Origin of the sequence: Streptomyces sp. TRM68367 (genome assembly GCF_014495685.1) — a bacterium.
Classification (GTDB): domain Bacteria; phylum Actinomycetota; class Actinomycetes; order Streptomycetales; family Streptomycetaceae; genus Streptomyces.
The window spans coordinates 69,149-91,422 of the sequence record NZ_JACTVI010000022.1; the positions used below are offsets into that span (position 1 = coordinate 69,149).

Here is a 22,274-nt window from a genome sequence, read left to right on the forward strand (position 1 = left end):
TCAATTACGGGCGAGCTCACTGCACAGCAGACGCACCGTTTCGTCTGCCGAATCGTGGAGAAAGAAATGCCCTCCGGGTATCCGGTGGCTTCTGAATCCTCGGGGCGCCAAGGGCCGCCAAGCGGTCACCGCTGCCTCGGGCGCGATGTCGTCGTCCGTGCCGCAGAAGGTGGTCACAGGGACGGGGACAGGCGGAGTGAGCCCTTGTGACCTGGTCGGCCAGGTTTCCGCCAGGCGGAGGTCTGCACGGAGCATCGGCATCAGCAGTGCCAGCAGTTCCGGGTTCGCCAGGACTTGCGGCGGTGTACCGGCCAACCCGCCCAGCGCTTCGGCAAGTTGAGCGTCGGGCAGGTGGTGAATGGCGGGAAGGGTGCGTGGTGCGCCGGGTGCCCGGCAGCCGGAGACGATGACCCGTTCGGGAGGGTTATCGATGCCCCGGGAGGCCACTTCGTAGGCGAGCATTCCGCCCATGCTGTGCCCGAAGAGCATGTATGGAGGCGGGACTTGCTCCATCAGGGCCGCGGAGAACGCCGCGACCAGAGCGGGCCAGTCGGAGTACGGCTGTTCGCGGACTCGATTCTCCCGGCCGGGCAACCGGACGGCGACGAGTTCTACATCGGTGGGGAGCCCGGTCGTCCAGTGCCTGAAGACCCCGGCGCCGGCTCCGGCGTAGGGCACGCACACCAGCCGGATTCTTGCCTCCGGTCGCGGTTCAGGACGGTGGAACCAACGCTGCGACGCCCTTCCCGCCCTCTCGGTCGCGGAGTTCATGGGACTGGTTCTCCCGGTTGCCCCGTACGATCCGGCTCCGTGGTCCGGCGCCTACGGCCACACATCGCGGTGAGCAACCCGGCGAGCAGGCCCCAGAAAGCGGAACCGATCCCGAGCAAGGTGATCCCCGAGGCGGTGGCCAGGAACGTGACGAGGGCCGACTCGCGCCAGCCTTCGTCCGAGAGGGCGGAGGCGAGGGAACTGGCGATGGTGGCAAGGAGCCCGAGGCCGGCGATGCCGAGGACGAGAGCCGTGGGCAGGGCGACGAGCAGGGCGCTCACAGCCCCGCCGAAGACACCGACACCGAGGTAGAACACGCCGGCCCAGACAGCGGCACGGTAACGCTCGCCCGGATCCTCATGGGCCTCCTCACCGGTGCAGATGGCCGCGGTGATGGCGGCAAGGTTGAGCCCGAAGCAGCCGAACGGTGCGAGCAGAACGTTGACGGTGCCCGTCCAGCCGATCAGCGGGGACACGGGAACGCGGTAGCCGTCGTTGTGCAGCACTGCCACCCCGGTCAGGTTCTGCGATGCCATCGTCACCACGAACAGGGGCAGCCCGACGCTGACGATCACCTGCCAGGAGAATTCGGGCGTCACGAACACCGGTTTCGCGAGGGACAGATGCACACTCCCCAGCTGCAACGAGCCTTCCCACAGGGCGACCGAACCTCCCGCTGCGAGAGCGACGGTGATCGCGTAGCGAGGCAGCCAGCGGCGACAGAACAGGTAGGCGGCGAACATCGGGAACATCACGGCGAAGTTGCCCCGCATACTGGCGAACAGGCCGGTGCCGAACTGCAGGAGCACACCGGCCAGCAATCCCGCTGTGAGCGACACCGGGATTCTGTCCATGACGCGTTCGAACCAGCCCATCACTCCGCTGAGCGTGATCAGGGCCGCCGAAACCAGGAAGGCTCCGACCGCCTGCGCCATCGTCACGCCGTCGAGACCGGCGGCCTGGAGGGCGGCGCCAGGTGTCGACCATGCGGTGACCACCGGCGACCGATAGCGCAAGGAAAGCCCGATACAGGTCACGCCCATGCCGACGCCCAGCGCCAGCATCCACGAGGTGAGTTCCTGCGGAGTGGCGCCCGCGGCCTTGGCCGCGGTGAAGACGATCGCCGCGGAACTGGAGACACCGACCAGCACCGAGATCAGGCCCGCGACGACAGCCGAGGCCGGCGCGGCCTGCCGCAGGTGGCCCGTGATGCTCATCATGGGCTGTGGTCTGCGTTCACGACGGGGCGGTGTTCGTCGTCGCCGGCGGCCGTCCCGGACGGCGCAGTGGCCTCGATCGCAGCGGCCAGCGCCCCGAAGGTGCTGTCGGTGAAGATGAGGTCCGGTGCCAGGGCTTCCTCGCCGAGCCGTTGCTCGATCTGGGCCAGCAGTCGCACGGCTGTGAGCGAGTCCCCGCCGAGGTCGAAGAAGTCCGCGTCCTGTCGTACGGCCTCCGGGCCGAACAGGCCCGACCAGATCTCGGCGAGGATCGCAGTGCGAGCTGTGTCCGCGAGAACCGGTCGCGTCGCGGGGGCAGCGGACCGAGCGACGACCTGGTCCAGGTCCGATACCACGCCGAAGCGACGTGGCGGAGTGTCGAGCGGGGCGTGCTGGGCGATGAGTTCGCGCAGCTCCCGTTCGAGCACCTGCAGGGTCGGACCACGGTCGGCGGGCCCCGGGGTGTCGGCCACCGGAGCTTGGGCCGTGGCCTGGGGCCGGTAGGCGTACACGCTGTGGCAGGGGGTCAGGGCCAGTCGCGCATCCTGTTCGTGCGTGACGGTGAAACCCTTCGCGCGCAGTGTTGCGAGAATGGCTGCGAGCCGGCCGTTCACGTCATGGACCTCCATGACGATCTGGTCGATACGAGGCCAGAGCGTGTCGCCGATTCCCTCGAGGACTTCTGCCTCGGCCTTCTCCACATCGATCTTGAGAAGGTCGATCCTGGTCAGCTCGTGCTCCGCCGCCACCTTGGTGAGTGTGGTGACCGGCAGGTGTCTGCGCTGTGCGGTCATCCGGTCGGCGGCGAGCCGGTCCAGCTGCGCACCGGGCTCGGCACCGTCGCCGGTGAGCAGATACCCCCGCAGTACGGCGAGATCCTCTTCGGCGTCGGCAAGGCCGCCCGACATAACGCTGTTGTTCGGGTAGTAGGTGAACTCGGCGGCGGCCTCGGCGCGCCCGAGCCCGCAGCGCAGTACGGTGACGTCCGCGCCGTACAACTCGGCGTTGACCGCCACTGCATCGGCGAGTTCGGCCATCGGCTCGACTGCGATGACGCGTGCGCCGGGGCTGTGGAGAGCTACGTAGAGAGTGAACATGCCTATGTTGGCCCCGGCGTCCACGACAACTGCCCCCGGAGGCAGGGTGATGCCGTGCCTGACATAGGCGTTCTCGGTGAAGATCTCGCGGTACAGGAACTCGGTCTCGCTGCGGTTCAGGCCGGCTACCCGGAGTTCGTCGCAGGGCTCGTGCCAGCCGAGCGCGTCGAGCCGCCCCGCCGCTTCCAGAACAGCCGAACGGTGCAACAGCGCGGCAGCGTCCGGATCGGGTACGAGCCATACATCAGGTGTCCGGTCGGCTGCGCCCGGCACGACGGTGGCGTCCGCGACTGCGGGGTGCGCACGCAGAACCGCGGCCAGATCGTGAAGCTGCTCGCTGGTGGCGGAGTCGGTCATGGGTCCTTCCGATCCGGCTCGGTGACGTCGTGGAGGAAGTCCTCGGCCAGGTCGACCAGTTCCGGCCCGGCGTCGAAGGCGGTGAGGTGATCACCAGCCGGCGTCCTGCGTAGTTCTGCCCGTGCGAGGTGCGCCGCGACGTACTCGGAGCCCGCGGGATGCGCGGTGGTGTCCTGCGAGCTGGTGATGACCAGGGTGGGCTGCCCGGCCGTGAGGAAGGGACGGCAGTCGGTGGACATGATCGCCCCGTTCAGCAAGCCGTAACGGTGGAGCAGTTCGGGGCTCGCGTACGGGTACAGGAGGTGGTGTGCGATGTCCGGGCGCAGGCCCTGCAGTGTCGACGGGCGGCGCATCAGCCGGTGGAGTCCGCTTGCCTGCTTCCGGTTACGAGCGGCAATGGTCAGAAGCGACTCGACGTCGCGCTGGTGGTCGGTCTTGGGAGCCTCGTCGCCGAGTTCGTAGTCTCCGTGCCAGAGGCTCAGCGACCGCACCCGGTTCGATCTCGACGCGGCGGCCAGCGCCACCGCGGCCCCTCCGCACAGCCCCATGGCGTGCGCCTGTGGAATGCTGAATCCGTCGAGTACCGCCAGCAGGTCATCCGCCTGGGCGGCGAGGCTGTGGCCGCCCAGGGCCGCAAGGTTGCGTCCGTCCTCCGTGGCGAAGAGCCCGCGGCTCTCCCACGTCACGACGCGGAAGGAGCCGGAGAGCGCCTTCATCCACCGCGTCACAAGGCCGACCGGCATGCCGCACGGGGGCACGAGGGCGACGGCCGGGCGGTCTTCGGCCCCCGCCGCCCAACAACGCAGCGGGGTGCCGTCGTACGCGGACACCGTGACGGGCCGGCCGGGAAACGCCGCCAGCGCGTGATGCGCGGCGTCCTCGAGCTGATCGGCGCTCACATCGGGATGGCTCGACGTGCCGTCGGCGCCGCCGAGGTCCCGGGCCAGGCGCCTGCTCAGCGCGAGCTCCACCGACCACAGCGGGTCGGGGTCTGGCACCACGACGAGCCCGGGCAGTCCCAGCCGGCCGGTGAGCCGGTCAAGGATGCCTTGGAGTACCGGCGCCGAACCGGGCGCAGCGGCCACGCGCAGCCGTTCCGGTACGACACGGATGAGGGCAGCCGTGTCGACGAGGGCCGTCGCCAGCAGGTGCAGGGGGCCGATGGCCGTCGTGGCACCGTCCTGGAGCGCCGTCACCTTCAGGACCCGTTCCTGGGCCGGCGCCGGAACGGCTGGTGGCGAGTGGTGCGTTCGGCACGGCGGTTGTGCCCGTACTCGTCCGCCCCGCTGACCAGCACCGTCCCGTAGCGCTCCAGGCTCACTCGGCCGCCGTACTCCTCGATGACCGAGGTGCCGGGGTAGACCTGAACGGAGGTGGGCACGTAACGGGAGGCGAACCCCATCCGCATGTCCTTGGTCTTGCCGGCGTGCGGATGCGAGGCGTGCATCAGTGTGGACCAGAAGACGATGAACTGCCCTGCCATCATTTCCATCGAGACCGCCTGCGACTCGTCCGGCTTCCAGTCCGGGTCGATCTGCAGCTGCCGGTAGTCGTAGCCGAAGAAGCCGCGCCGTGTTCCGTCCTTCTCGACCGCGGTGTTGTTGTCCGGGTCGTAGTGCATCCGCTTGGTCTCGTCGTAGTTCATGCTGCGGTGCGTGCCGGGGATGAACTGCAGGCAGCCCATGTCGACGGTCGCGTCGCTGAACGCACACCACACGGTGATGGTGCCGCCGAAGTCGGATCCTCCGGGCCACTGGATCTGCGGGGTGCCCGAGGCGTTGGCGAAGGTGTCCGCCTGATGCCAGTCGGTACCCTCGTCGCCCGGGTACTTGGGAAAGAACTCGGTACGCCAGCAGAGCACATCCGGGCCGAGGATGCTGGCCACCCGGTCGACGATCTCGGGCCGGGTGATGTGCTCGGCCAGGAACCCGTGGTCCAGATGCCGGTCGTAGTTGGCGATGTTGGTGGCCCCTGATATCGCTGCGTCGTCCTGATAGACGGCGGCGCTGCGGTCAAGGAGCTCCAGGCGGGTACGGCCCCAGGCCTTCTTGATCTCCGCCGGTTCGTAGAGAGTGAAGGGCCCTGCGAAACCCTGCTGCTGGAAAGCGGCCAGTTCCTCTCGGCTGAGCGAGAAGTCGGTCAGTGGTCTGGTCATGAGATCACTCCTGTCGGTGACGCGGTACGGGACTCAGTTGCCGGGTGAGGAGGACAACGCGGCATCGATATGAGGCGCGAGCGCGCCGACCGTTGCGCCGTCGACCAGTACCGTGATGTCCAGGTCGGTGCCGAACTCCTCGTTGACCTGGGTGAACATGCGCAGCAGGGACAGTGAAGTGCCGCCGAGATCGAAGAAATCCGTCTCGCGTCCCACCCGCGGGACCTTCAGGACGGACTGCCAGATCCGGGCGATGCGCTCCTCGGTGCCGGTGAGCTCCGCCGGGCTCTGCGGCTCTTGCGCGGCCGGGGCCTGCGTCACACCCGTCTCCGGCGGGGGCAGCTTCGCCTTGTCCACCTTGCCGTTGAGGGTGAGCGGCAACTCGGGGAGGACGACGTACGTGGACGGGCGCATGTGCGGGGGCAGTGTGGTGGCGGCCTGTTCGCCCAGCTGGGGCGCGAGCGTCGCGCCGGCCGTCCCGGACGCCACGTAGGCGACGAGCCTGACGTCGTTCTCGCCGTAGTCGTGTGGCACGACGACGGCCTCCGACACATCCGGGTGGCGGCAGAGCAGCGACTCGATCTCGCCGGGCTCGACCCGGTAACCGCGGATCTTCACCTGGTCGTCCGTTCGCCCGAGATAGCCGTAACCGCCCTCGGGCAGGGCGACGATCCGGTCCCCCGTGCGGTAGCAGCGGTGTGGTGCACCATCGGGACCGGTGAGTTCGACGAATCGTTCCTTGTTCAGCTCCGGGCGGCTCAGGTAGCCACGGGCAAGTCCGGGGCCTTCGATGAACAGCTCGCCGGGCGTTCCGGCAGGCACGGGCGTGCCGTCCTGGCCCAGGACGTGGAAGGCGAGGTCGGGCAGGGGTTCCCCGATCGGGCTCGGTCCTTCGACGCTCAGGTCGGCGTGGCGCAGCGGACGGCAAGAGGCGTGCACGGTCGCCTCCGTGATGCCGTACATGTTGAACAGACGCGGATGTGCGTCGCCGTACCGTTCCATCCACGGGCGCAGAGCGGCGGGTTCGAGCTTCTCGCCACCGAGCACGACCACGCGCAGATCGGTCAGCGGGCGTGCGGCGTGGGTGTCCGCCGCTGCGAGCCGGGAGAACGCGGACGGTGTCTGGTTGAGTACGGTCACCCCTTGCGCCAGCAGGAGTTCATGGAGTGCCGCCGGTGACCGGGCGGTGTCCTGGGGGATCACCACCAGCCGTCCGCCGAACAGCAGCGCGCCCCAGATCTCCCACACGGAGAAGTCGAAGGCGGCCGAGTGGAATGCGGCCCAGACGTCGTTCTCGTCGAAGTCGAACCACTTCCGCGTGACGTCGAAGAGACGGACCACGCTGTGGTGCTCCACCTGCACGCCCTTGGGCACACCGGTCGACCCGGAAGTATGGATCACGTAGGCGACGTCGCTGCCGCGCACGGGAGGCAACCCGGCTGCCCGAGCCGGCGCAGTGGGGAGGCGGTTCAACAGGACGACTTCAGCGTCCGGGCCGAAGAGCGCTGCGCTCAGGCCCGAGGTGGATACGACGACGGATGACGCGCTGTTCTCGACCGTCCACACCACCCGCTCCGGCGGGTAGCCGGGGTCGATGGGCAGATACGCGGCGCCTGTCTTGAGGATTCCCAGGATGCCGACGAGCAGTTCCGTGCTCCGTGGGGCCAGCAGGGGCACCACCGCGCCCGGCCGCACTCCCTTGGATATGAGCTCGCCCGCGACTGCGTCGGCCCGGTCGTTCAATTCCCGGTAGGTGAGCCGAGCCTCGCCGGCGGTCACCGCGATTTTGCCCGGTAATTGTTCGACCACATCCTGGAACAACCCCGTGAGCGTGCCTCCTTCTGGTCCCATCTTCCCTCCTGTGTTGCCGGTCAATCCGATGTCGGGGCTGGGTCGTTGCCCGGCAGGATCCGTAACATGCTGTCGCTGCCGACGCGGATATGCCTTGAACTCGGGTTTTTCCACACCTCACTGGCTGACTGTCACCGAACCTCGATTGCCGACCCTTTGCATCCGTCGGCAGCGATGTTGATCAGGCGTCAAAGAGGCGCGCAATCGGCATCTCGCCATACGAGACGCCCCCGGATCCGGCGTTCGGCTCGCGGGCGGCCGAGCTGGGCGGTGACCACGATGGCCCTGCGGCCCGGCCCTCGGTGATCCTGCGGTCCCGCGGCCCTGTGCGGGCTCCAACACGTCATGGCAGAAGGTCCTTTGCTTGGTTCATGGGTCGCGCGCCCAGATCTTGAGACACCTCTTGGCCTGTCATCTTGCTTGGGTAAGGTGAGACAAGCAAGTCATCTGAGGGAGGTGTGATGACAAGCGGGCCGGGGTGTACGGGGCTTCGGTACGGCTGCCGAACGACGCCCTGGAGCTCCCTGCCGCGCGAGCCGTGGTCGTCGCGGCTGCCGAGAATCCGCGGGCCGGAAAGGCCGCTGGGTTTCCCGTAGGAATTCCGGTCGGTGCGGCCCCGTCCCACCGCTGTGCCCTGCCAGAAATGTGACGTCCGAATCAGCTTCAGATGTTCATCGGGGCAACCAGGTTGCCTTTTCCGGCAGTTGCCGTCCAACGCAGGAGAGATACTGAAGTGCACAAGTAGCGTTGCGCCTGGGAAGACACCTGCGGACATCTCTCTCCCACGCTCGCCTGGCACTTCCCGACCATCGCCCGCCTTGCCGACGCCCTCGCCCACGGTCAGCAGGGGGACTGCGCCGGCCGGGGCCGCGCCCCCGGCCACACCCGCTGCCGCGACACCGGCCGACGAGCCCATCGCCGTGGGGGGATGGCCTGCCGCTTCCCTGGAGCGCCGAACCTGGAGGCGTACTGGAGCCTCCCGCGGTCCGGTGCCGATGCCGTCGTCGACGTACCCGCGGATCGTTGGGACTCCGCGGCACTGTACGACCCGGACCCGGCCGCGCCCGGGAAGATGAGCACCCGCAACGGCGGCTTCCTGACCGGCGTGGACCAGTTCGACCCGCAGTTCTTCGGCATCTCCCCGCGCGAAGCCGCCCAGATGGATCCCCAGCAGCGGCTCGTCCTCGAACTCGCCTGGAGTTCCCTGCAAGACGCCGGGATACCGCCCGGTTCCCTGCGGGGCAAGGGGTGACCCTTCACAGGGGCGGCCCCGGCAGCCGCGCGCATGCGCGGAGAAAAGTAAGGGGTCAGCCGGTGGCCGCGGAGGTGGACAGGATGGATTCCTCGACGCGGGCAGCGCGCAGCACAGTGACAGCCATCGGTCGACACCTCCTCGTTCCCTCGTCATCCGGGCGGCGGCCGGGCGGCCGCCGTGTGTTTCACCGTGGGAACCCTGGCCCGCCCCCGCGGTGTCCCGTCAACGCATTTATCGCAGCACGGCCGTTGTCGCCGCGGCGGCCCGTTCAGGCCTTGGCGCAGCGGTGGCCGTTGAGGGTGAAGTCGTACGGCGGGGAGTTCGTGCCGCGCCAGGAGGCGAGGAAGCCGAAGGCGAGGTGGTCGTCGGCGCGGACGTGCTTGTTGTAGTCGGCGGCGGTGGCGGTGACGCGGGAGCCGTCCTGGTTGAAGTTGGCGTCCCACATCTGGCCGACCTTCTGGCCGTCCCGGAAGGACCAGGCGACGCGCCAGTCGTCGAGGGCCTTGGCGGTGGTGACGGTGACGGTGGCCTGGAAGCCGTCGGGCCACTGGTTGACCAGCTCGTACGCCACCTCGCAGACCGGCGGCTCGTTCTCGGCCGGCTCCTCGCGGGCGGTGGAGGACGCGGTGCCCTGGGGCTGCGGCTTGGGGTCCTTGTCCTTGCGCGGCGGAGTGGTCTCGGCGCGGTCGGTGGGCTTCGGGGAGCTCGTCGCGTCGGGCAGTCCGGGCAGCGGCAGGGACGGTCCGGAGTCGTCGGCCACGGGCTGGCGGTCGTCGCCGGGGGCGGCGTCGTCAGTGGTGTCGCCGGGCATCATCGACACGGCGAGCGCCAGCACGGACACGAGGGCGGCGGCGACGAGCAGTCCGCCCCGCACCACGCGGGCCTTCTGCGCACCGCCGCCCGGCTCCCCGGTCCCCTCGCCGGTGCTGGCGCGTCCGGCGCCCAGCCGCACCTCGGCGGCGCGGCGGCGGCGCTCCAGGTAGGCGAGGCCGCCCCAGCCGATCACGCCGCCGGCGAGGGCGCCGGGCAGTCCCCCGCCGTGCAGGCGCAGGCAGGCGGCGGCCTCGGCGCACTGCACGCAGGTGGCGAGGTGCCGGGAGAGGTCGCCGGGGGCGTCGGCCTCCGGGGAGCGGGTGACGGCGTCCAGCAGCCGGGCGTAGCTGCGGCACTGTGCGTCCATCGGGGAGTCGAGGTGGTTGCGGTGGCAACGGTCCCGGAACAGGCCGCGCACCTGGACGAGTTCGTCGGCCACGGTGGCGTGGTCGAGGCCGAGCCGGCGGGCCACCACGGACAGCGGCAGCGCCTCCACCTCGGCCAGCCACAGCAGTTCGGCGTCCGCCTGCTGCATGTCGCGCAGTCCGCGCAGCGCGACCGGGCGTTGCAAGGGCGGTCCGGTGTAGCGGGCGGCGTTGTCGGAGTTGAGCCACAGGCGCAGTTCGGGGTCGAGCCTGTGCCCCTGGCCGCGGGTCTCCCACTCGGCCGCCGTGGTGCGGACGGCGGTCAGCAGCAGGGGTATCCGCGGGAGCCGGGAGCGGCGGCCGGCGGCGCTTCTGTACGTCGTACCGGTCTCGGCGGCGCGCACTTCGCGCATGCCGTGTGCGAACGCCTCGGTGGCCAGCTGGGCCGCCGCGGTGGAACCGGACGTGCACAGATCGGCGTAGGAGAGCACCGCGTCCCAGCATTCGGAGAACAGCGCTGCCTCGGTGGCGTCCTGAGGGGTCGGCAGGTCGGGCATGGGTCTCCTGCATCCACGAATGAGGTCAACTCACCATACTGGCAATGGAGTTGGGGGGAACCTCGCGGCAGGGACCGAGCTTTTCACGTCTTCTGCACAACTGACAAGCACCGTGTTCAGATATTCGGTCGCAAACGCTCGGCGGGGCACCCCGACCCACGACCCCGCCCGGTAGTACGGACGCAGACCGCGGTTCGACTCAACGTGTCCGGTGCCGACTTCGACCGTGGCCCGCGGGCTGCTACACCTCGGCGGGTTCGGCCGCCGGGAGGCTGTCCATGAAGGAGCTGACGGAGAACACCGCGCGGCCGGGGCCGGGCGGGCCGTAGCCGGGCGGGGAGGACAGGCCGAAGTCGTCCATCGTGGCGCGGTAGGCCTCCAGCAGCCGGATGTGGTACTCCAGCGGCGCGCCCTGCGGGTTGGCCTTGCCGAGCGGGGTGGTGGGCTCGGGGCACCAGGTGGTGAAGCGGGGCGTGATGCCGTGCGACATGAAGAAGCGCAGACCCTCGGTGGTGGACGCGATCGCCTCGTCGACGGTGGTGAAGCCGGAGGGCTCGGCCATCTCCACGCCCGCGACGAAGTTGGGGATGACGTTGCGCGCGCCGAAGACGTCCGCGGAGTCCAGGATCCGCTTGTGCCACTCGTCGCGGCCGACGTAGCGCTCCTTGCCCGGGCAGTACAGCTCGAACAGCCGGCGGTCCCACACCTCGTAGTTGGGGTGGTAGATCTGCACGCCGTAGTCCTTGAAGCGCTGGACGTCGTCCTTGGGCAGCGCCTGCGCGACGACCTTGCCGATCCAGCGGCCCGGGAAGCGCTCCTCGATGGCCTTGGCGTAGTGGCCGTAAAAGTCGGCCTCGTCGCGCCCGGCGACGGTCTTGGTGATCGCGCCGCCGGTGAGCGTGTAGGCGGTGGACGCCTTCGCGGTGTCGTACCGGTCGATGATCTCCAGGGCCTCGAGGACCTCCTCGACGTCCTTGACTCCCGTGTACGGCCGGCCGGCGGCCTTGTGCTGGCGCCAGTTGTGGTTGATGTCGCAGTACTGGCACTCCTCCTTGGCGCCGAAGTACTGGCAGACCCGGAAGACGGTGAGGTAGATGAGATAGCCCCACTGGATGGTCGGGGCGACCTCCATGACCGACTTGCCGCCCGCGAGCGTGTGCCGGTAGTACTCCGGCATCGGCGGCACGCCGACGTCAGCGATCCGCTTGCCGTCGAGGTACAGCCCGAGCACGCCGTCGTCGTTCGCGGCGACCCGGTACGGCGAGGACGGGTTCACACGCACGGAGACCACGGTCCTGCGCAGGTCGTACGGGCCGCCGGTGAGGACGATCTCCTCCGGCGGACGGCGCAGCGCGGCCTCGCCCAGCTCGGGCAGGGTGCCGTGGTCGAAGGAGAAGATGAAGTACGACTTCGGCTTGACCTCGCCGCCCTCGTTGTCACTGAGCGCGGACGGGTCGAAGGCCACGCCGCCCCGAAGCAGGTCCTCCTTGAAGACGGCTTCCCGCGGCACGTGCGGGAACCGCTCCATCAGATCCTCGACCAGCGCGGTACGGCTGCCCATCCCGTGTCTCCTCCCGGTGCGGACGTACGACTCCTCACGGTATGCCCCCGCGGGCACGCCAGCCGTACCGGGGTCCCCCGATCCGGACGATTGCCGCGTTTGATGCATATATGCAACGGTTTGCCGTACTGGCCGGTCGGTCAGGCGGTGCGGTCCAGGGCCGCGAGGTCCACCGCGTACGCCAACTCCCCTCCCGCGAGCAGCCGTTCGGCCTCCTCGGCCACGGTCTGCCCGAGGCGGGCCAGTTCGTTGCCCTGGGAGCCCGCGAGGTGCGGGGTGACGAAGGCGTTCGGCAGGTCGTACAGGGGCGAGTCGCCGGGGAGGGGCTCGGGGTCGGTGACGTCGAGGATCGCGGCCAGGCGGCCCGTGCGCAGTTCGGCCACGAGGGCGTCGTGGTCGACCAGTGCGCCGCGCGCGGTGTTGATCAGGACCGCTCCGTCGGGCATCAGGGCCAGCTCGCGGCGGCCGACGAGGTGGTGGGTCTCGGGGGTTTCGGGGGCGTGGATCGTGACGATGTCGCAGGTGCGCAGCAGGTCGTCCAGCGGCAGCAGGGGGGCGCCGAGGGCGGCGGCCGTGGCCTCGTCGACGTAGGGGTCGGTGAGGGCGGGGCTCAGGTCGAAGGGGCGCAGCAGTTCCAGGACCCGGCGGCCGATGCGGGAGGCGCCGATGACGCCGACGCGGCGGCCGTAGTTGCCGATGCCGGGGACGATGCCCCAGCCGGGCGAGGTGCGCTCGGTGCGCAGCCGGTCGCGGGCGGCGAGGACGTCCTTCCGGCGAGCAGGATCATGGCGAGGGTGTACTCGGCGACCGGGAGCGCGTTGGCGGTGGCCGCCGAGGAGACGGCGATGCCGCGCCGCCGGAGCTCGGGGGTGGCGAAGCTCTTGACGGAGCCGGCCGAGTGCAGCACCGCGCGCAGCTTCGGCGCCGCGTCGAGGGCCGCCACGTCGAGACGGGGGCAGCCCCAGCCGGTGATCAGGATCTCGGTGCGGCCCAGCGCCTCAAGGACCCGCGGGTCGGTGAGGTCCTCCGCGACCAGGGCGGGGGCGAGGTCCACGGACTCGCGCAGCCGCGCCAGCACGTCCGGCGGGAAGACCTGCGGCACGTTCTCGGCGGTCATGGCGAACAGTGCCTGGGCGCGCTGGGTCAAGGAGGCGACCTTCCGGCTCGGGGGTGCACGGCGAGCGAGTCGTGTAGAAAACGCTCTCTACGGTATGTGCCGCCGGGCGGCGGGAGCAACGGACGACACGTCGAGATAGGTTCCGGCAGGGACTTCCAGGTCCCGAGGCCCTGTGGAAGGACGACGCAATGACCGAGACGGTGACCAACTGGGCGGGCAACGTCACCTACACCGCCAAGGAGCTGCACCGGCCGCACACGCGGGACGCGCTGCGCTCGCTGGTCGCGGACAGCGCGCGGGTGCGGGTGCTGGGCAGCGGGCACTCGTTCAACGACATCGCCGACGCGGGCGACGGCGGCGTACTGCTGTCGCTCGACGCCCTGCCCGCGGAGGCCGACGTGGACACCGGGGCCCGTACGGTGCGGGTGGGCGGCGGCGTCCGGTACGCGGAGCTGGCCCGCCGGGTGCACGCGCACGGGCTGGCGCTGCCCAACATGGCCTCCCTGCCGCACATCTCGGTGGCCGGGTCGGTGGCGACCGGCACGCACGGCTCCGGGGTGGGCAACGGGCCGCTCGCATCGGTGGTGCGCGAGGTGGAGCTGGTCACGGCGGACGGCTCGACGGTGACCATACGGCGCGGCGACCCCCGCTTCGGCGGCGCCGTGACCTCCCTCGGCACCCTCGGTGTCGTCACCGCGCTCACCCTGGACCTGGAGCCCGCCTTCGAGGTGGAGCAGCACGTGTTCACGGAACTCCCCCTGGAAGGGCTGGACTTCGAGACGGTGGCGGCCACGGCGTACAGCGTGAGCCTGTTCACCGACTGGCGCGCGCCGGGCTTTGGGCAGGTGTGGCTCAAGCGGCGCACCGACCAGCCGCTGCCCGGATTCCCGTGGGCCTCCCCCGCCACCGAGAAGATGCACCCGGTGCCGGGCATGCCGGCGGCCAACTGCACCGAGCAGTTCGGGGTGCCGGGGCCGTGGCACGAGCGGCTGCCGCACTTCCGGGCGGAGTTCACGCCGAGCAGCGGGGCGGAGCTGCAGTCGGAGTACCTGCTGCCCCGGCCGTACGCCCTCGACGCGCTGCACGCCGTGGCGGCGATCGGCACGGCGGTCGCCCCCGTCCTGCAGATCTGCGAGGTGCGGACGGTGGCCGCCGACGAGCAGTGGCTGAGCCCCTCCTACGGCCGGGACACCGTCGCGCTGCACTTCACCTGGATCGAGGACACGGAGCGCGTCCTGCCGGCGGTGCGGCGGCTGGAGGAGGCGCTGGAGCCGTACGAGGCCCGGCCGCACTGGGGGAAGGTGTTCACCGTCCCGGCGCCCGCGCTCCGCGCCCGCTACCCGCGCCTGGACGACTTCCGGGCGCTGGCGCGGGAGCTGGACCCGCAGCGGAAGTTCGCCAACGCGTTCGTGCAGGCCGTCCTCGTCGACTGACTTCCTAAACCCCCTTTCCAAACCCCTTGTCGAAAGTCCCCGCAGCCCATAGCCTTCCGCTGCGCCGGTGCCGATTCAAGACCCGGCCTGGCTGGGAAGGACGGTGGCAACTCCGCATGAAGCGCACATCTCGCGACATCCGTACCGCGAACCGCTACGAGGTGCTGCGCCAGATCATCGCCGAGTCGCCCACCTCCAGGCAGGAGCTGGCGGCCGCCACCGGGCTCTCGCTCGCCACGGTCGCCACCCTCGTCGGCGAACTGCTCGACCTCCGCATGATCACGGAGGTCGGGTTCGAGGACTCGGCGGGCGGCCGCCCCCGGGGCCTGGTGGCCGTCAACGCGTCGGGGGGCGCGTTGATCGGCGTGGACATCGCGGAGACGTACGTCCGTGTCGAGCTGTTCGACCTCGCCCTGAACGTGCTGGCCCGCGCCGACGAGGACATGCGGCCCGGCGAGAGCCGCCCCGAGCAGGTCGTCGGCCATGTCGCCACGGCCGTCGGCTCGGTGGTCGCGCAGGCCGGGATCGAGGGCGCGCGGGTGCTCGGCGTCGGAGTGAGCGTGCCCGGGCAGGTGGACCGGGACACCGGCGTCTCCGAGTACGCGCCCAACTGGGACTGGCACGACGTGCCGCTGCTCGACCGGCTCACCGAGCACATCGCCTACCCCCTCTACCTGGACAACCCGTTGCGTGCCTGCGCGGTGGCCGAGCTGTGGTTCGGAGCCGCGCGCGGCAGCGGGGACGCCGTAGTGGTCAACCTGGGGACCGGGGTGGGCGCCGGGCTCGTGCTGGGCGGCGGGCTGCACCGGGGCGTGAGCAACAGCGCCGGCGAGTGGGGTCACACCACGCTCGTGCTGGACGGGCGGCTGTGCCACTGCGGCAACCACGGCTGCGTGGAGACGTATGTGGGCGCGCCCGGGATCATGCTGAACCTGCGGGAGGTGAGCCCGCAGAGCTCGCTGCTGCACCCGGAGGACCAGACGGCCACCATCGACGCGCTGGCCGACGGGGTCGCCGTGAAGGACCCGGTGGCCGTCAAGGTGGTCCGGGACACCGCCCGCTATCTCGGCGCCGGCATCGCCGACCTGGTAAACCTGTTCAACCCCGAGATGGTCGTGCTCAGCAGCTGGGTCGCGGCCACGCTCGGCGAACCGCTGCTGAACGAAGTGCGCGAGGCCGTCGCCCGGCACGCGCTGCCGCGCCCGATGGCCGCCACCGAGATCGTCCTCTCCCCGATCCCCACCGACCCGGTGTGCCTGGGCGCGGCGACGTTCGCGCTCGAAGGGGCGCTCCAGGCCGTCGGGCAGAGGAACGGCAAACGCACCACCCCCGCAAGGAGCCGTACCGCACCGCCTTCATGAGGGATGCACGCGGCTCGCCGTTCCTGGAGACTGAGCGGGAGTCCTGTTGCGGAGCGCGGGGGCGGGTTCCCCATGGACAACATCGGCGCCCCGGCGCCTATTTGTTCGATATCGCGAACCGGACACAACGCTTCGAACAGACTTCGTTCAACCCCTTGCCGAAGCCTTAGCCGAAGGTTAACGTCCCGCACCGCACCTCTCTTTGAGTCATCTGGCGCTGAGCCACAGAGCCGCACCGCCATCGAGACAAGGACGTCAGCATGTCGGCAATCAGCAACAACAACTGGAACCGCCGATCCATACTCCAGGCCGCCATGGGCCTGGCCGCCGCCGGCGGGCTGGCCGCGTGCGGCAGCAACACCGGCCGCTCGGGCGGTGGTTCCGGCAAGGGTCTCGTGCAGTACTTCCACGCCTACGGCGAGGCCGGGGTCGAGCAGGCCGTCAAGCGGTACGCGAAGGCGTACAAGGAAGCCAACGTGACCACCCAGTGGATCACCGGCAACAACTTCGAGCAGAAGCTCTTCGCCGCGCTGCTCACCGACAACGCGCCGGACGTTTTCGAGTTCCACCCGCAGATCCAGATGGTCAAGAGCGGCCAGGTGGCGGACCTGACCGACATCATCGAGCCGGTCAAGGACGACTTCAATCAGGCCGACATCAAGTCGCACACGGTCGACGGCAAGATATACGGCGTCCGGATGATCGACGACCCGCAGTTCCTCTTCTACCGGCCCTCGCTGTTCGAGAAGGCGAAGATCGAAGTCCCGACCACACTGGAAGAGCTGATCGAGGCCGCCGACAAGCTGACCACCAGCAAGGTCAAGGGCATCTTCCTCGGCAACGACCTGACCAACGTCGACCGCCCGCTGATCTGGTCGGCCGGCGCCGACACGCTCACCGCGGACAACAAGCCCGCGTTCAACACCGACGCCGTCGCCGAGGGCCTCAAGCAGCTGCGCGGTCTCTTCACCAGCGGCAACCTGCTCCTCGACGCCCCCGCCGACTCGTGGGACCCGTCGGCCTTCATCCAGGGCCTCACCGCGATGCAGTGGTGCGGCATGTGGGCCATGCCGGCCATGCAGAAGGCGCTCGGCGACGACATCGGCATCTTCCCCTTCCCGAAGGTCGGCTCGGCCGGCAAGCAGTCGGTCTACAACGGCGGCTGGTCGATGTTCGTCAACGCCAAGGGCAAGAACGTCGAGGCGGCCAAGGAATACGTGAAGTGGCTGTGGATCGACCAGAAGGAGTACCAGGAGGACTTCGCCACCTCCTACGGTTTCCACATCCCGCCGCGCACCTCGCTCGCCGAGTCCGCGGACAAACTGAAGTCCGGCCTGCCGGCCGAGGGGGTCAAGCTCTTCAACGAGTTCGGTCACTTCGACAACATCGGCTGGACGCAGGCCATGATCGCCGCGTTCTGGGACGTGATCGCCAACACCGTCCGCAAGAACGGCGACCCGAAGGCCGCGCTCGACACCTGTGAAAAGAAGGTCAACGCCGAGCTCAAGAAGCTCTTCGGATAGTCCGCCGGACGGATCTCGACATGTCGACCACCACCACGCGAGGGGTCGCCTCCCCCGCCCCGGCCAAGGTCTCCAAGGGCCGGCCGAGGCGGGGCCTCAGGGCGAACAGCACCTTCAACTTCTGGCTCTTCACCGGGCCGTTCCTGATCGGCCTGGTGATCTTCGTCTTCGTGCCCATCGGCTGGAGCATCTGGCTCAGCTTCTTCGAGGCACGCTTCACCGTCACGCCGAGCAAGTTCGTCGGCTTCGAAAACTACACACAGATCCTGACGGACGCGGACTTCCGCGGCTCGCTGGTCACGTTCACCGTGTTCGCCGCGTTCATCGTGCCGGCCACCTGGGCCATGTCGCTGGGCCTGGCGCTGCTGGTGAACCGGCTGCGGTTCATGCGGGCGTTCTTCCGGTCGGTGTTCTTCCTGCCCACCGCGGTCAGCTATGTCGCCGCCGCGCTGATCTGGAAGATGTCCATCTTCAACGGCGTCCGCTTCGGCCTGGCCAACACCGTCCTCAGCTGGTTCGGCATCGACAACGTCGCCTGGCTGGCCAACCCGAATCCGCCCTGGTACTGGCTGGTCATCGTGACCGTCCGCCTGTGGCTCCAGTCGGGCTTCTTCATGATCCTGTTCCTCGCGGCGCTGCAGAATATCCCGCGGGAGCTGTACGAGGCCGCCGCCATCGACGGTGCCAAGCCGGGCTGGCAGACCTTCCGGCACATCACGCTGCCCCAGCTGCGGGCGACCTCGACGGCGGTCATCCTGCTGCTGCTCATCGCCGCCTACCAGGCCTTCGACGAGTTCTTCAACCTGCTCCCCAGGGCCACGTGGGGCCAGCCGCCGCTGGTCGAGCTGTACAAGATGGCGCTGGGCCAGAACCAGAACTACGGCGTGGGCAGCGCGGGCGCGGTCGTGCTGACCCTGCTGATCTGCGTCGTGACCCTGTTCCAGGGCAAGATCATGGGCTTCGGAAGGGGTGAGGAGTCCAAGTGACCACCACGGCACCCGACCTCAAGAAGGTCACCAAGCCCGTCACCAAGGCCAAGGGCGGCCGCGGCGTGATGGGCAGCACCGGCCTGTACATCGCGACCGGTGTCGCCGCGATCCTCTTCCTGATCCCCTTCTATCTGATCGTCCGCAACGCGCTGATGACGGACCCGGAGATCACGGGCGAGACCTGGAAGTGGTTCCCCACCGACATCCAGTGGGGCAACATCACCGAGCCGTTCAACGACGTCACGGTCGACTTCGCCCGTTCCCTGTGGAACTCGGTGGTCGTCGCCGTCCTGCACACCGCGGGCATCCTGCTGATCTGCTCGCTGGCCGGATACGGCCTCGCCCGCATCCCGTACAAGCACGCGAACAAGGTCTTCTACGTGGTCCTCGCCACCTTGATGGTCCCCACGGCCGTCACGTTTGTGCCGAGCTTCGTCCTCGTCTCGTCCCTCGGCTGGGTGGACAGTTACCGAGGTCTCATCATCCCGGGCCTGTTCAGTGGTTTCACCTGCTTCCTGTTCCGGCAGTACTTCCTGGGGTTCCCGAAGGAGCTGGAGGAGGCGGCACGCGTGGACGGGCTCGGTTACTGGGGCGCGTACTGGCGTGTCGTCGTGCCGAACTCGCTGAACTTCTTCGCGGCCATCGCCACGATCACGTTCATCAACGGCTGGAACGCCTTCCTGTGGCCGTTGGTCATCGGCCAGGACCCCAGCGCCTGGACGGTCCAGGTCGCGCTGTCGTCGTACATGACGAACCAGACCGTCAACTACCACCTGATCTTCATGGCCACGGCCATTTCCATCCTGCCCCTGGTGTTCGTGTTCCTCTTCCTCCAGCGCTGGCTGGTGCAGGGGATCGCGCAGACCGGCATCAAGGGCTGAGCTAGGAGACCGATGTCTTTGCGCACCACCACGACGGACGTCGACTACGTCGAGGACGTCTCACCGGGCCGCGGGGCCCTGCCGCCCCGCGCCTGGTACGCATCCTCGGACGCGAAGTCGCTGTCGCTGAACGGCAGCTGGCGCTTCAGGCTGTCACCGACCGCCGACGCCGAGGACGACGCGTTCGCCGCGCCCGGGTACGACGCCGGGGACTGGGCCGAGGTCGCGGTCCCCGGGCACTGGGTCCTCCAGGGCGACGGGGCCTTCGGAGCGCCGATCTACACCAACCACCTCTACCCGTTCCCGGTGGACCCGCCGCGCGTCCCGACGGACAACCCGACCGGCGACCACCTCCGCGTCTTCGACCTGCCCTCGGACTGGCCCGCGGACGGCGGTGCCGTCCTGCGGTTCGACGGCGTCGAGTCCTGCGCCCGGGTGTGGCTGAACGGCACGGACATCGGGGAGTTCAAGGGGTCGCGGCTGCCGCACGAGTTCGCGGTCGGGCAGCTGCTGAAGCCGTCCGGCAACGTACTCGCGGTGCGGGTGCACCAGTGGTCGGCCGGGTCGTACCTGGAGGACCAGGACCAGTGGTGGCTGCCGGGCATCTTCCGTGACGTCACGCTGCTGCACCGCCCCGCGGACAGCGCGCTCGACTTCTTCGTGCACGCCTCCTACGACCACATGAGCGGCGAGGGCACCCTGCGCGTCGACTCCGACGTCGACGGCCGGGTGACCGTCCCGGAGTTGGACATCGATGTCGCGACCGGCGAGCCGGTGACGGTCGCCGTAGAGCCGTGGTCGGCGGAGTCGCCGCGGCTGTACGACGGCGTGCTGGCGACCGGGGGCGAGCGGGTGCCGCTGCGCATCGGTTTCCGGACGGTGGTCCTCGCAGACGGCCTGATCAAGGTCAACGGAAAGCCGATCCTGTTCAAGGGCGTCAACCGGCACGAGTGGCACCCCGAGCAGGGCCGTGCGCTGGACCTGGAGACGATGCGCGAGGACGTGCTGCTGATGAAGCGGCACAACCTCAACGCCGTGCGCACCTCGCACTACCCGCCGCACCCGGCCTTCCTGGACCTGTGCGACGAGTACGGCCTGTGGGTCATCGACGAGTGCGACCTGGAGACCCACGGCTTCGTCGAGCAGAAGTGGCGCGACAACCCCTGCGACGACGACCGCTGGACGCCCGCCCTGCTCGACCGCGCCGCCCGCATGGTCGAGCGCGACAAGAACCACCCGTCGGTCGTGTTCTGGTCGCTGGGCAACGAGGCCGGCACCGGCCGCGGCCTGACCGCCATGGCCGAGTGGATCCACGACCGCGACCCGTCGCGGCTGGTGCACTACGAGGGCGACATCAACTGCCGTGACACGGACGTGTACTCGCGGATGTACGCCTTCCACGCCGAGGTCGAGAGGATCGGCCAGGGCCTGGACGGCGGCACCCAGAAGCGGCGTGAACTGCCCTTCATCCAGTGCGAGTACGGGCACGCCATGGGCAACGGCCCGGGCGGACTCGCCGACTACCAGGAGCTGTTCGATAAGTACGAGCGGCTCCAGGGCGGCTTCATCTGGGAGTGGATCGACCACGGCATCAAGCATCCGGAGTTCGGCTACGCGTACGGCGGCGACTTCGGCGAGGAGCTGCACGACGGCAACTTCGTCTGCGACGGGCTGATCTTCCCGGACCGCACGCCGTCGCCGGGGCTCGTCGAGTACAAGAAGGTCATCGAGCCGGTCCGGATCGAGGGCGATGTCTCCAACGGCACCGACGGCACCGTACGCGTCACCAACAAGTACGACTTCGCCGACCTGTCCGCGCTCGCCTTCGAGTGGTCCTACGAGGTCGAGGGCGAGACCGTCGAGGCGGGCAGCCTGGCGGTGCCACCGCTCGCGGCGGGCGAGTCGGCCGAGGTGAAGCTGCCTCAGCCGCCGGCGGAGCGGCCGGCCGGCGAGGCGCGGTGGACCGTGCGGGCCGTGCTGGCCGACGGCACGGCGTGGGCGGCCAAGGGCCACCTGGTGGCGTGGGGCCAGGTCGCCGTGGCCGCGCGGGCGGTGCCCTCCGTCGCCGCGAGCGCCGCGCCCGTGAGCGGGGACGGGCGGATCACGCTCGGCCCCGGCGTCTTCGATGCCCGCACCGGCGCCCTGAAGACCGTCGGCGGCGTCGAGGTGACCGCCCCGCGCCTGGACGTGTGGCGGGCGCCGACCGACAACGACGCCGGCGCCGAGTGGCAGAGCAACACCCGGTACGGCGTGCTGTGGCGCACGCTCGGCCTGCACCGTATGCAGCACCGGCTGGACGCGGTCGAGGTCGGCGACGACGCGCTGACGGTGCGCTCCCGGGTGGCGCCGGCCGCCCGCGATGCGGGTCTGGCGACGGTGTACCGCTGGCAGTCGGACGGCGACCGCCTCAAGCTGACCGTTTCCGTCACCCCCAAGGGCGACTGGACGGTGCCGCTGCCCCGGCTCGGCGTCCGGTTCGGGCTCGCCGAGGCCGACCGGGTGACGTGGTTCGGCGGCGGTCCCGGCGAGGCGTACCCGGACACCCGCAGCGCGTCGAGGGTCGGCCGCTGGCAGGCGACCGTGGACGAGTTGCAGACTCCGTACGTCCGCCCCCAGGAGAACGGCGCCCGCGCCGATGTCCGCTGGGTGGAGCTCGGCGGGCTGCGGATCGAGGGCGACCCGGAGTTCTGGTTCACCGCGCGGCGCTGGACCAGCGAGCAGCTGGACGCCGCCCGGCACCGCACCGACCTCACACCGGACGGCACGGTATGGGTCAACCTCGACCACGGGCAGCACGGCATCGGTTCGCAGTCGTGCGGGCCGGGTCCGCTGCCGCAGTACTCCCTGAAGGCCGGGCCGGCGGAGTTCTCGTTCGTCTTCTCGGCCCTTCGGTAGGAGAACCCTTAATCGATTGACCAGTTGATCGACTTTCCGTCACTGTCGTGAGGTCGTCCGCGGCCGGCCGGCTACC

The 22,274-nt window shown here is 69.6% G+C and carries 17 protein-coding genes; 7 read left to right on the plus strand and 10 right to left on the minus strand.

Annotated features, from left to right (window positions below; translation table 11 throughout):
• Genes H8R17_RS17100 through H8R17_RS17125 form a run of 6 tightly spaced genes read right to left on the minus strand, consistent with a single transcriptional unit; the run spans window position 1 to window position 7,448 of the window.
• Window positions 1-771 carry a thioesterase II family protein gene (locus H8R17_RS17100; RefSeq protein WP_187824054.1) on the minus strand — a complete coding sequence of 257 codons (771 nt, stop codon included), beginning with the start codon at window positions 769-771 and terminating at the stop codon, window positions 1-3.
• Entirely contained in the window at window positions 768-1,991 is a 1,224-nt protein-coding gene (locus H8R17_RS17105) for a benzoate/H(+) symporter BenE family transporter (protein ID WP_223125150.1), read from the minus strand. The genes H8R17_RS17100 and H8R17_RS17105 overlap by 4 nt, the downstream gene beginning before the upstream one ends.
• Window positions 1,988-3,442, minus strand: coding sequence for an FkbM family methyltransferase (locus tag H8R17_RS17110; RefSeq protein ID WP_187824055.1), 1,455 nt, complete (start codon window positions 3,440-3,442; stop codon window positions 1,988-1,990). Before H8R17_RS17110 ends, H8R17_RS17105 begins: the two co-directional genes overlap by 4 nt.
• Window positions 3,439-4,638 (minus strand): alpha/beta hydrolase, encoded by a 1,200-nt coding sequence (locus H8R17_RS17115; RefSeq protein ID WP_316959426.1) that lies wholly within the window; start codon window positions 4,636-4,638, stop codon window positions 3,439-3,441. The genes H8R17_RS17110 and H8R17_RS17115 overlap by 4 nt, the downstream gene beginning before the upstream one ends.
• A 2-nt stretch (window positions 4,639-4,640) precedes the next feature.
• Window positions 4,641-5,597, minus strand: coding sequence for a chlorinating enzyme (locus tag H8R17_RS17120; protein WP_187824056.1), 957 nt, complete (start codon window positions 5,595-5,597; stop codon window positions 4,641-4,643).
• Window positions 5,598-5,630: 33 nt separating this feature from the next.
• Window positions 5,631-7,448 carry an amino acid adenylation domain-containing protein gene (locus H8R17_RS17125; RefSeq protein ID WP_187824057.1) on the minus strand — a complete coding sequence of 606 codons (1,818 nt, stop codon included), beginning with the start codon at window positions 7,446-7,448 and terminating at the stop codon, window positions 5,631-5,633.
• A 928-nt stretch (window positions 7,449-8,376) separates the two neighbouring features.
• Here H8R17_RS17125 and H8R17_RS17130 point away from each other — a divergent pair.
• A complete protein-coding gene (locus H8R17_RS17130) occupies window positions 8,377-8,700 on the plus strand; it encodes a beta-ketoacyl synthase N-terminal-like domain-containing protein (RefSeq protein WP_187824058.1) in 324 nt (107 codons plus the stop codon).
• A 271-nt stretch (window positions 8,701-8,971) separates the two neighbouring features.
• Here H8R17_RS17130 and H8R17_RS17135 read toward each other — a convergent pair whose 3' ends face one another.
• The 4 genes from H8R17_RS17135 to H8R17_RS46800 all read right to left on the minus strand — a co-directional run bounded on the left by H8R17_RS17135 (window position 8,972) and on the right by H8R17_RS46800 (window position 13,146).
• Window positions 8,972-10,438, minus strand: a complete 1,467-nt coding sequence (locus H8R17_RS17135; protein ID WP_187824059.1) for a cellulose binding domain-containing protein — start codon at window positions 10,436-10,438, stop codon at window positions 8,972-8,974.
• Between the two features lie 241 nt (window positions 10,439-10,679).
• Window positions 10,680-11,999 (minus strand): radical SAM protein, encoded by a 1,320-nt coding sequence (locus H8R17_RS17140; protein WP_187824060.1) that lies wholly within the window; start codon window positions 11,997-11,999, stop codon window positions 10,680-10,682.
• Between the two features lie 140 nt (window positions 12,000-12,139).
• The gene (locus H8R17_RS46795) at window positions 12,140-12,709 is read right to left on the minus strand and encodes an NAD(P)-dependent oxidoreductase (RefSeq protein ID WP_316959428.1); all 570 of its coding nucleotides are present in this window, start codon (window positions 12,707-12,709) and stop codon (window positions 12,140-12,142) included.
• Window positions 12,610-13,146, minus strand: coding sequence for a hypothetical protein (locus H8R17_RS46800; protein ID WP_316959427.1), 537 nt, complete (start codon window positions 13,144-13,146; stop codon window positions 12,610-12,612). Before H8R17_RS46800 ends, H8R17_RS46795 begins: the two co-directional genes overlap by 100 nt.
• A 158-nt stretch (window positions 13,147-13,304) precedes the next feature.
• On the opposite strand from H8R17_RS46800, the gene H8R17_RS17150 reads away from it, so the two are divergent.
• The 6 genes from H8R17_RS17150 (at window position 13,305) to H8R17_RS17175 (ending at window position 22,198) form a co-directional block, all read left to right on the plus strand.
• On the plus strand, window positions 13,305-14,549 hold the full coding sequence (locus tag H8R17_RS17150; RefSeq protein ID WP_187824061.1) for an FAD-binding protein: 1,245 nt from the start codon (window positions 13,305-13,307) through the stop codon (window positions 14,547-14,549).
• A 116-nt stretch (window positions 14,550-14,665) separates the two neighbouring features.
• Complete coding sequence (locus tag H8R17_RS17155) at window positions 14,666-15,910, plus strand: ROK family transcriptional regulator (RefSeq protein WP_187824062.1); 1,245 nt, start codon at window positions 14,666-14,668, stop codon at window positions 15,908-15,910.
• A gap of 260 nt (window positions 15,911-16,170) precedes the next feature.
• Window positions 16,171-17,433, plus strand: coding sequence for an ABC transporter substrate-binding protein (locus H8R17_RS17160; RefSeq protein ID WP_187824063.1), 1,263 nt, complete (start codon window positions 16,171-16,173; stop codon window positions 17,431-17,433).
• A gap of 20 nt (window positions 17,434-17,453) precedes the next feature.
• Window positions 17,454-18,419: a carbohydrate ABC transporter permease gene (locus H8R17_RS17165; RefSeq protein WP_187824064.1), complete on the plus strand. Its 966-nt coding sequence runs from the start codon at window positions 17,454-17,456 to the stop codon at window positions 18,417-18,419.
• Window positions 18,416-19,303, plus strand: coding sequence for a carbohydrate ABC transporter permease (locus H8R17_RS17170; protein ID WP_187824065.1), 888 nt, complete (start codon window positions 18,416-18,418; stop codon window positions 19,301-19,303). Before H8R17_RS17165 ends, H8R17_RS17170 begins: the two co-directional genes overlap by 4 nt.
• Before the next feature lie 12 nt (window positions 19,304-19,315).
• A complete protein-coding gene (locus H8R17_RS17175) occupies window positions 19,316-22,198 on the plus strand; it encodes a glycoside hydrolase family 2 TIM barrel-domain containing protein (RefSeq protein ID WP_187824066.1) in 2,883 nt (960 codons plus the stop codon).
• Window positions 22,199-22,274 lie beyond the last annotated feature (76 nt).

Excerpts from the sequence above, each read along its gene's own strand:
- H8R17_RS17155 (WP_187824062.1), top strand. The coding sequence starts at position 14,666 with ATGAAGCGCACATCTCGCGACATCCGTACCGCGAACCGCTACGAGGTG.
- H8R17_RS17130 (WP_187824058.1), top strand. The coding sequence starts at position 8,377 with ATGGCCTGCCGCTTCCCTGGAGCGCCGAACCTGGAGGCGTACTGGAGC.
- H8R17_RS17125 (WP_187824057.1), bottom strand. The coding sequence starts at position 7,448 with ATGGGACCAGAAGGAGGCACGCTCACGGGGTTGTTCCAGGATGTGGTC.
- H8R17_RS17140 (WP_187824060.1), bottom strand. The coding sequence starts at position 11,999 with ATGGGCAGCCGTACCGCGCTGGTCGAGGATCTGATGGAGCGGTTCCCG.
- H8R17_RS17120 (WP_187824056.1), bottom strand. The coding sequence starts at position 5,597 with ATGACCAGACCACTGACCGACTTCTCGCTCAGCCGAGAGGAACTGGCC.
- H8R17_RS17160 (WP_187824063.1), top strand. The coding sequence starts at position 16,171 with ATGTCGGCAATCAGCAACAACAACTGGAACCGCCGATCCATACTCCAG.
- H8R17_RS17135 (WP_187824059.1), bottom strand. The coding sequence starts at position 10,438 with ATGCCCGACCTGCCGACCCCTCAGGACGCCACCGAGGCAGCGCTGTTC.
- H8R17_RS17150 (WP_187824061.1), top strand. The coding sequence starts at position 13,305 with ATGACCGAGACGGTGACCAACTGGGCGGGCAACGTCACCTACACCGCC.
- H8R17_RS17175 (WP_187824066.1), top strand. The coding sequence starts at position 19,316 with ATGTCTTTGCGCACCACCACGACGGACGTCGACTACGTCGAGGACGTC.
- H8R17_RS17105 (WP_223125150.1), bottom strand. The coding sequence starts at position 1,991 with ATGATGAGCATCACGGGCCACCTGCGGCAGGCCGCGCCGGCCTCGGCT.
- H8R17_RS17165 (WP_187824064.1), top strand. The coding sequence starts at position 17,454 with ATGTCGACCACCACCACGCGAGGGGTCGCCTCCCCCGCCCCGGCCAAG.
- H8R17_RS17100 (WP_187824054.1), bottom strand. The coding sequence starts at position 771 with ATGAACTCCGCGACCGAGAGGGCGGGAAGGGCGTCGCAGCGTTGGTTC.
- H8R17_RS17110 (WP_187824055.1), bottom strand. The coding sequence starts at position 3,442 with ATGACCGACTCCGCCACCAGCGAGCAGCTTCACGATCTGGCCGCGGTT.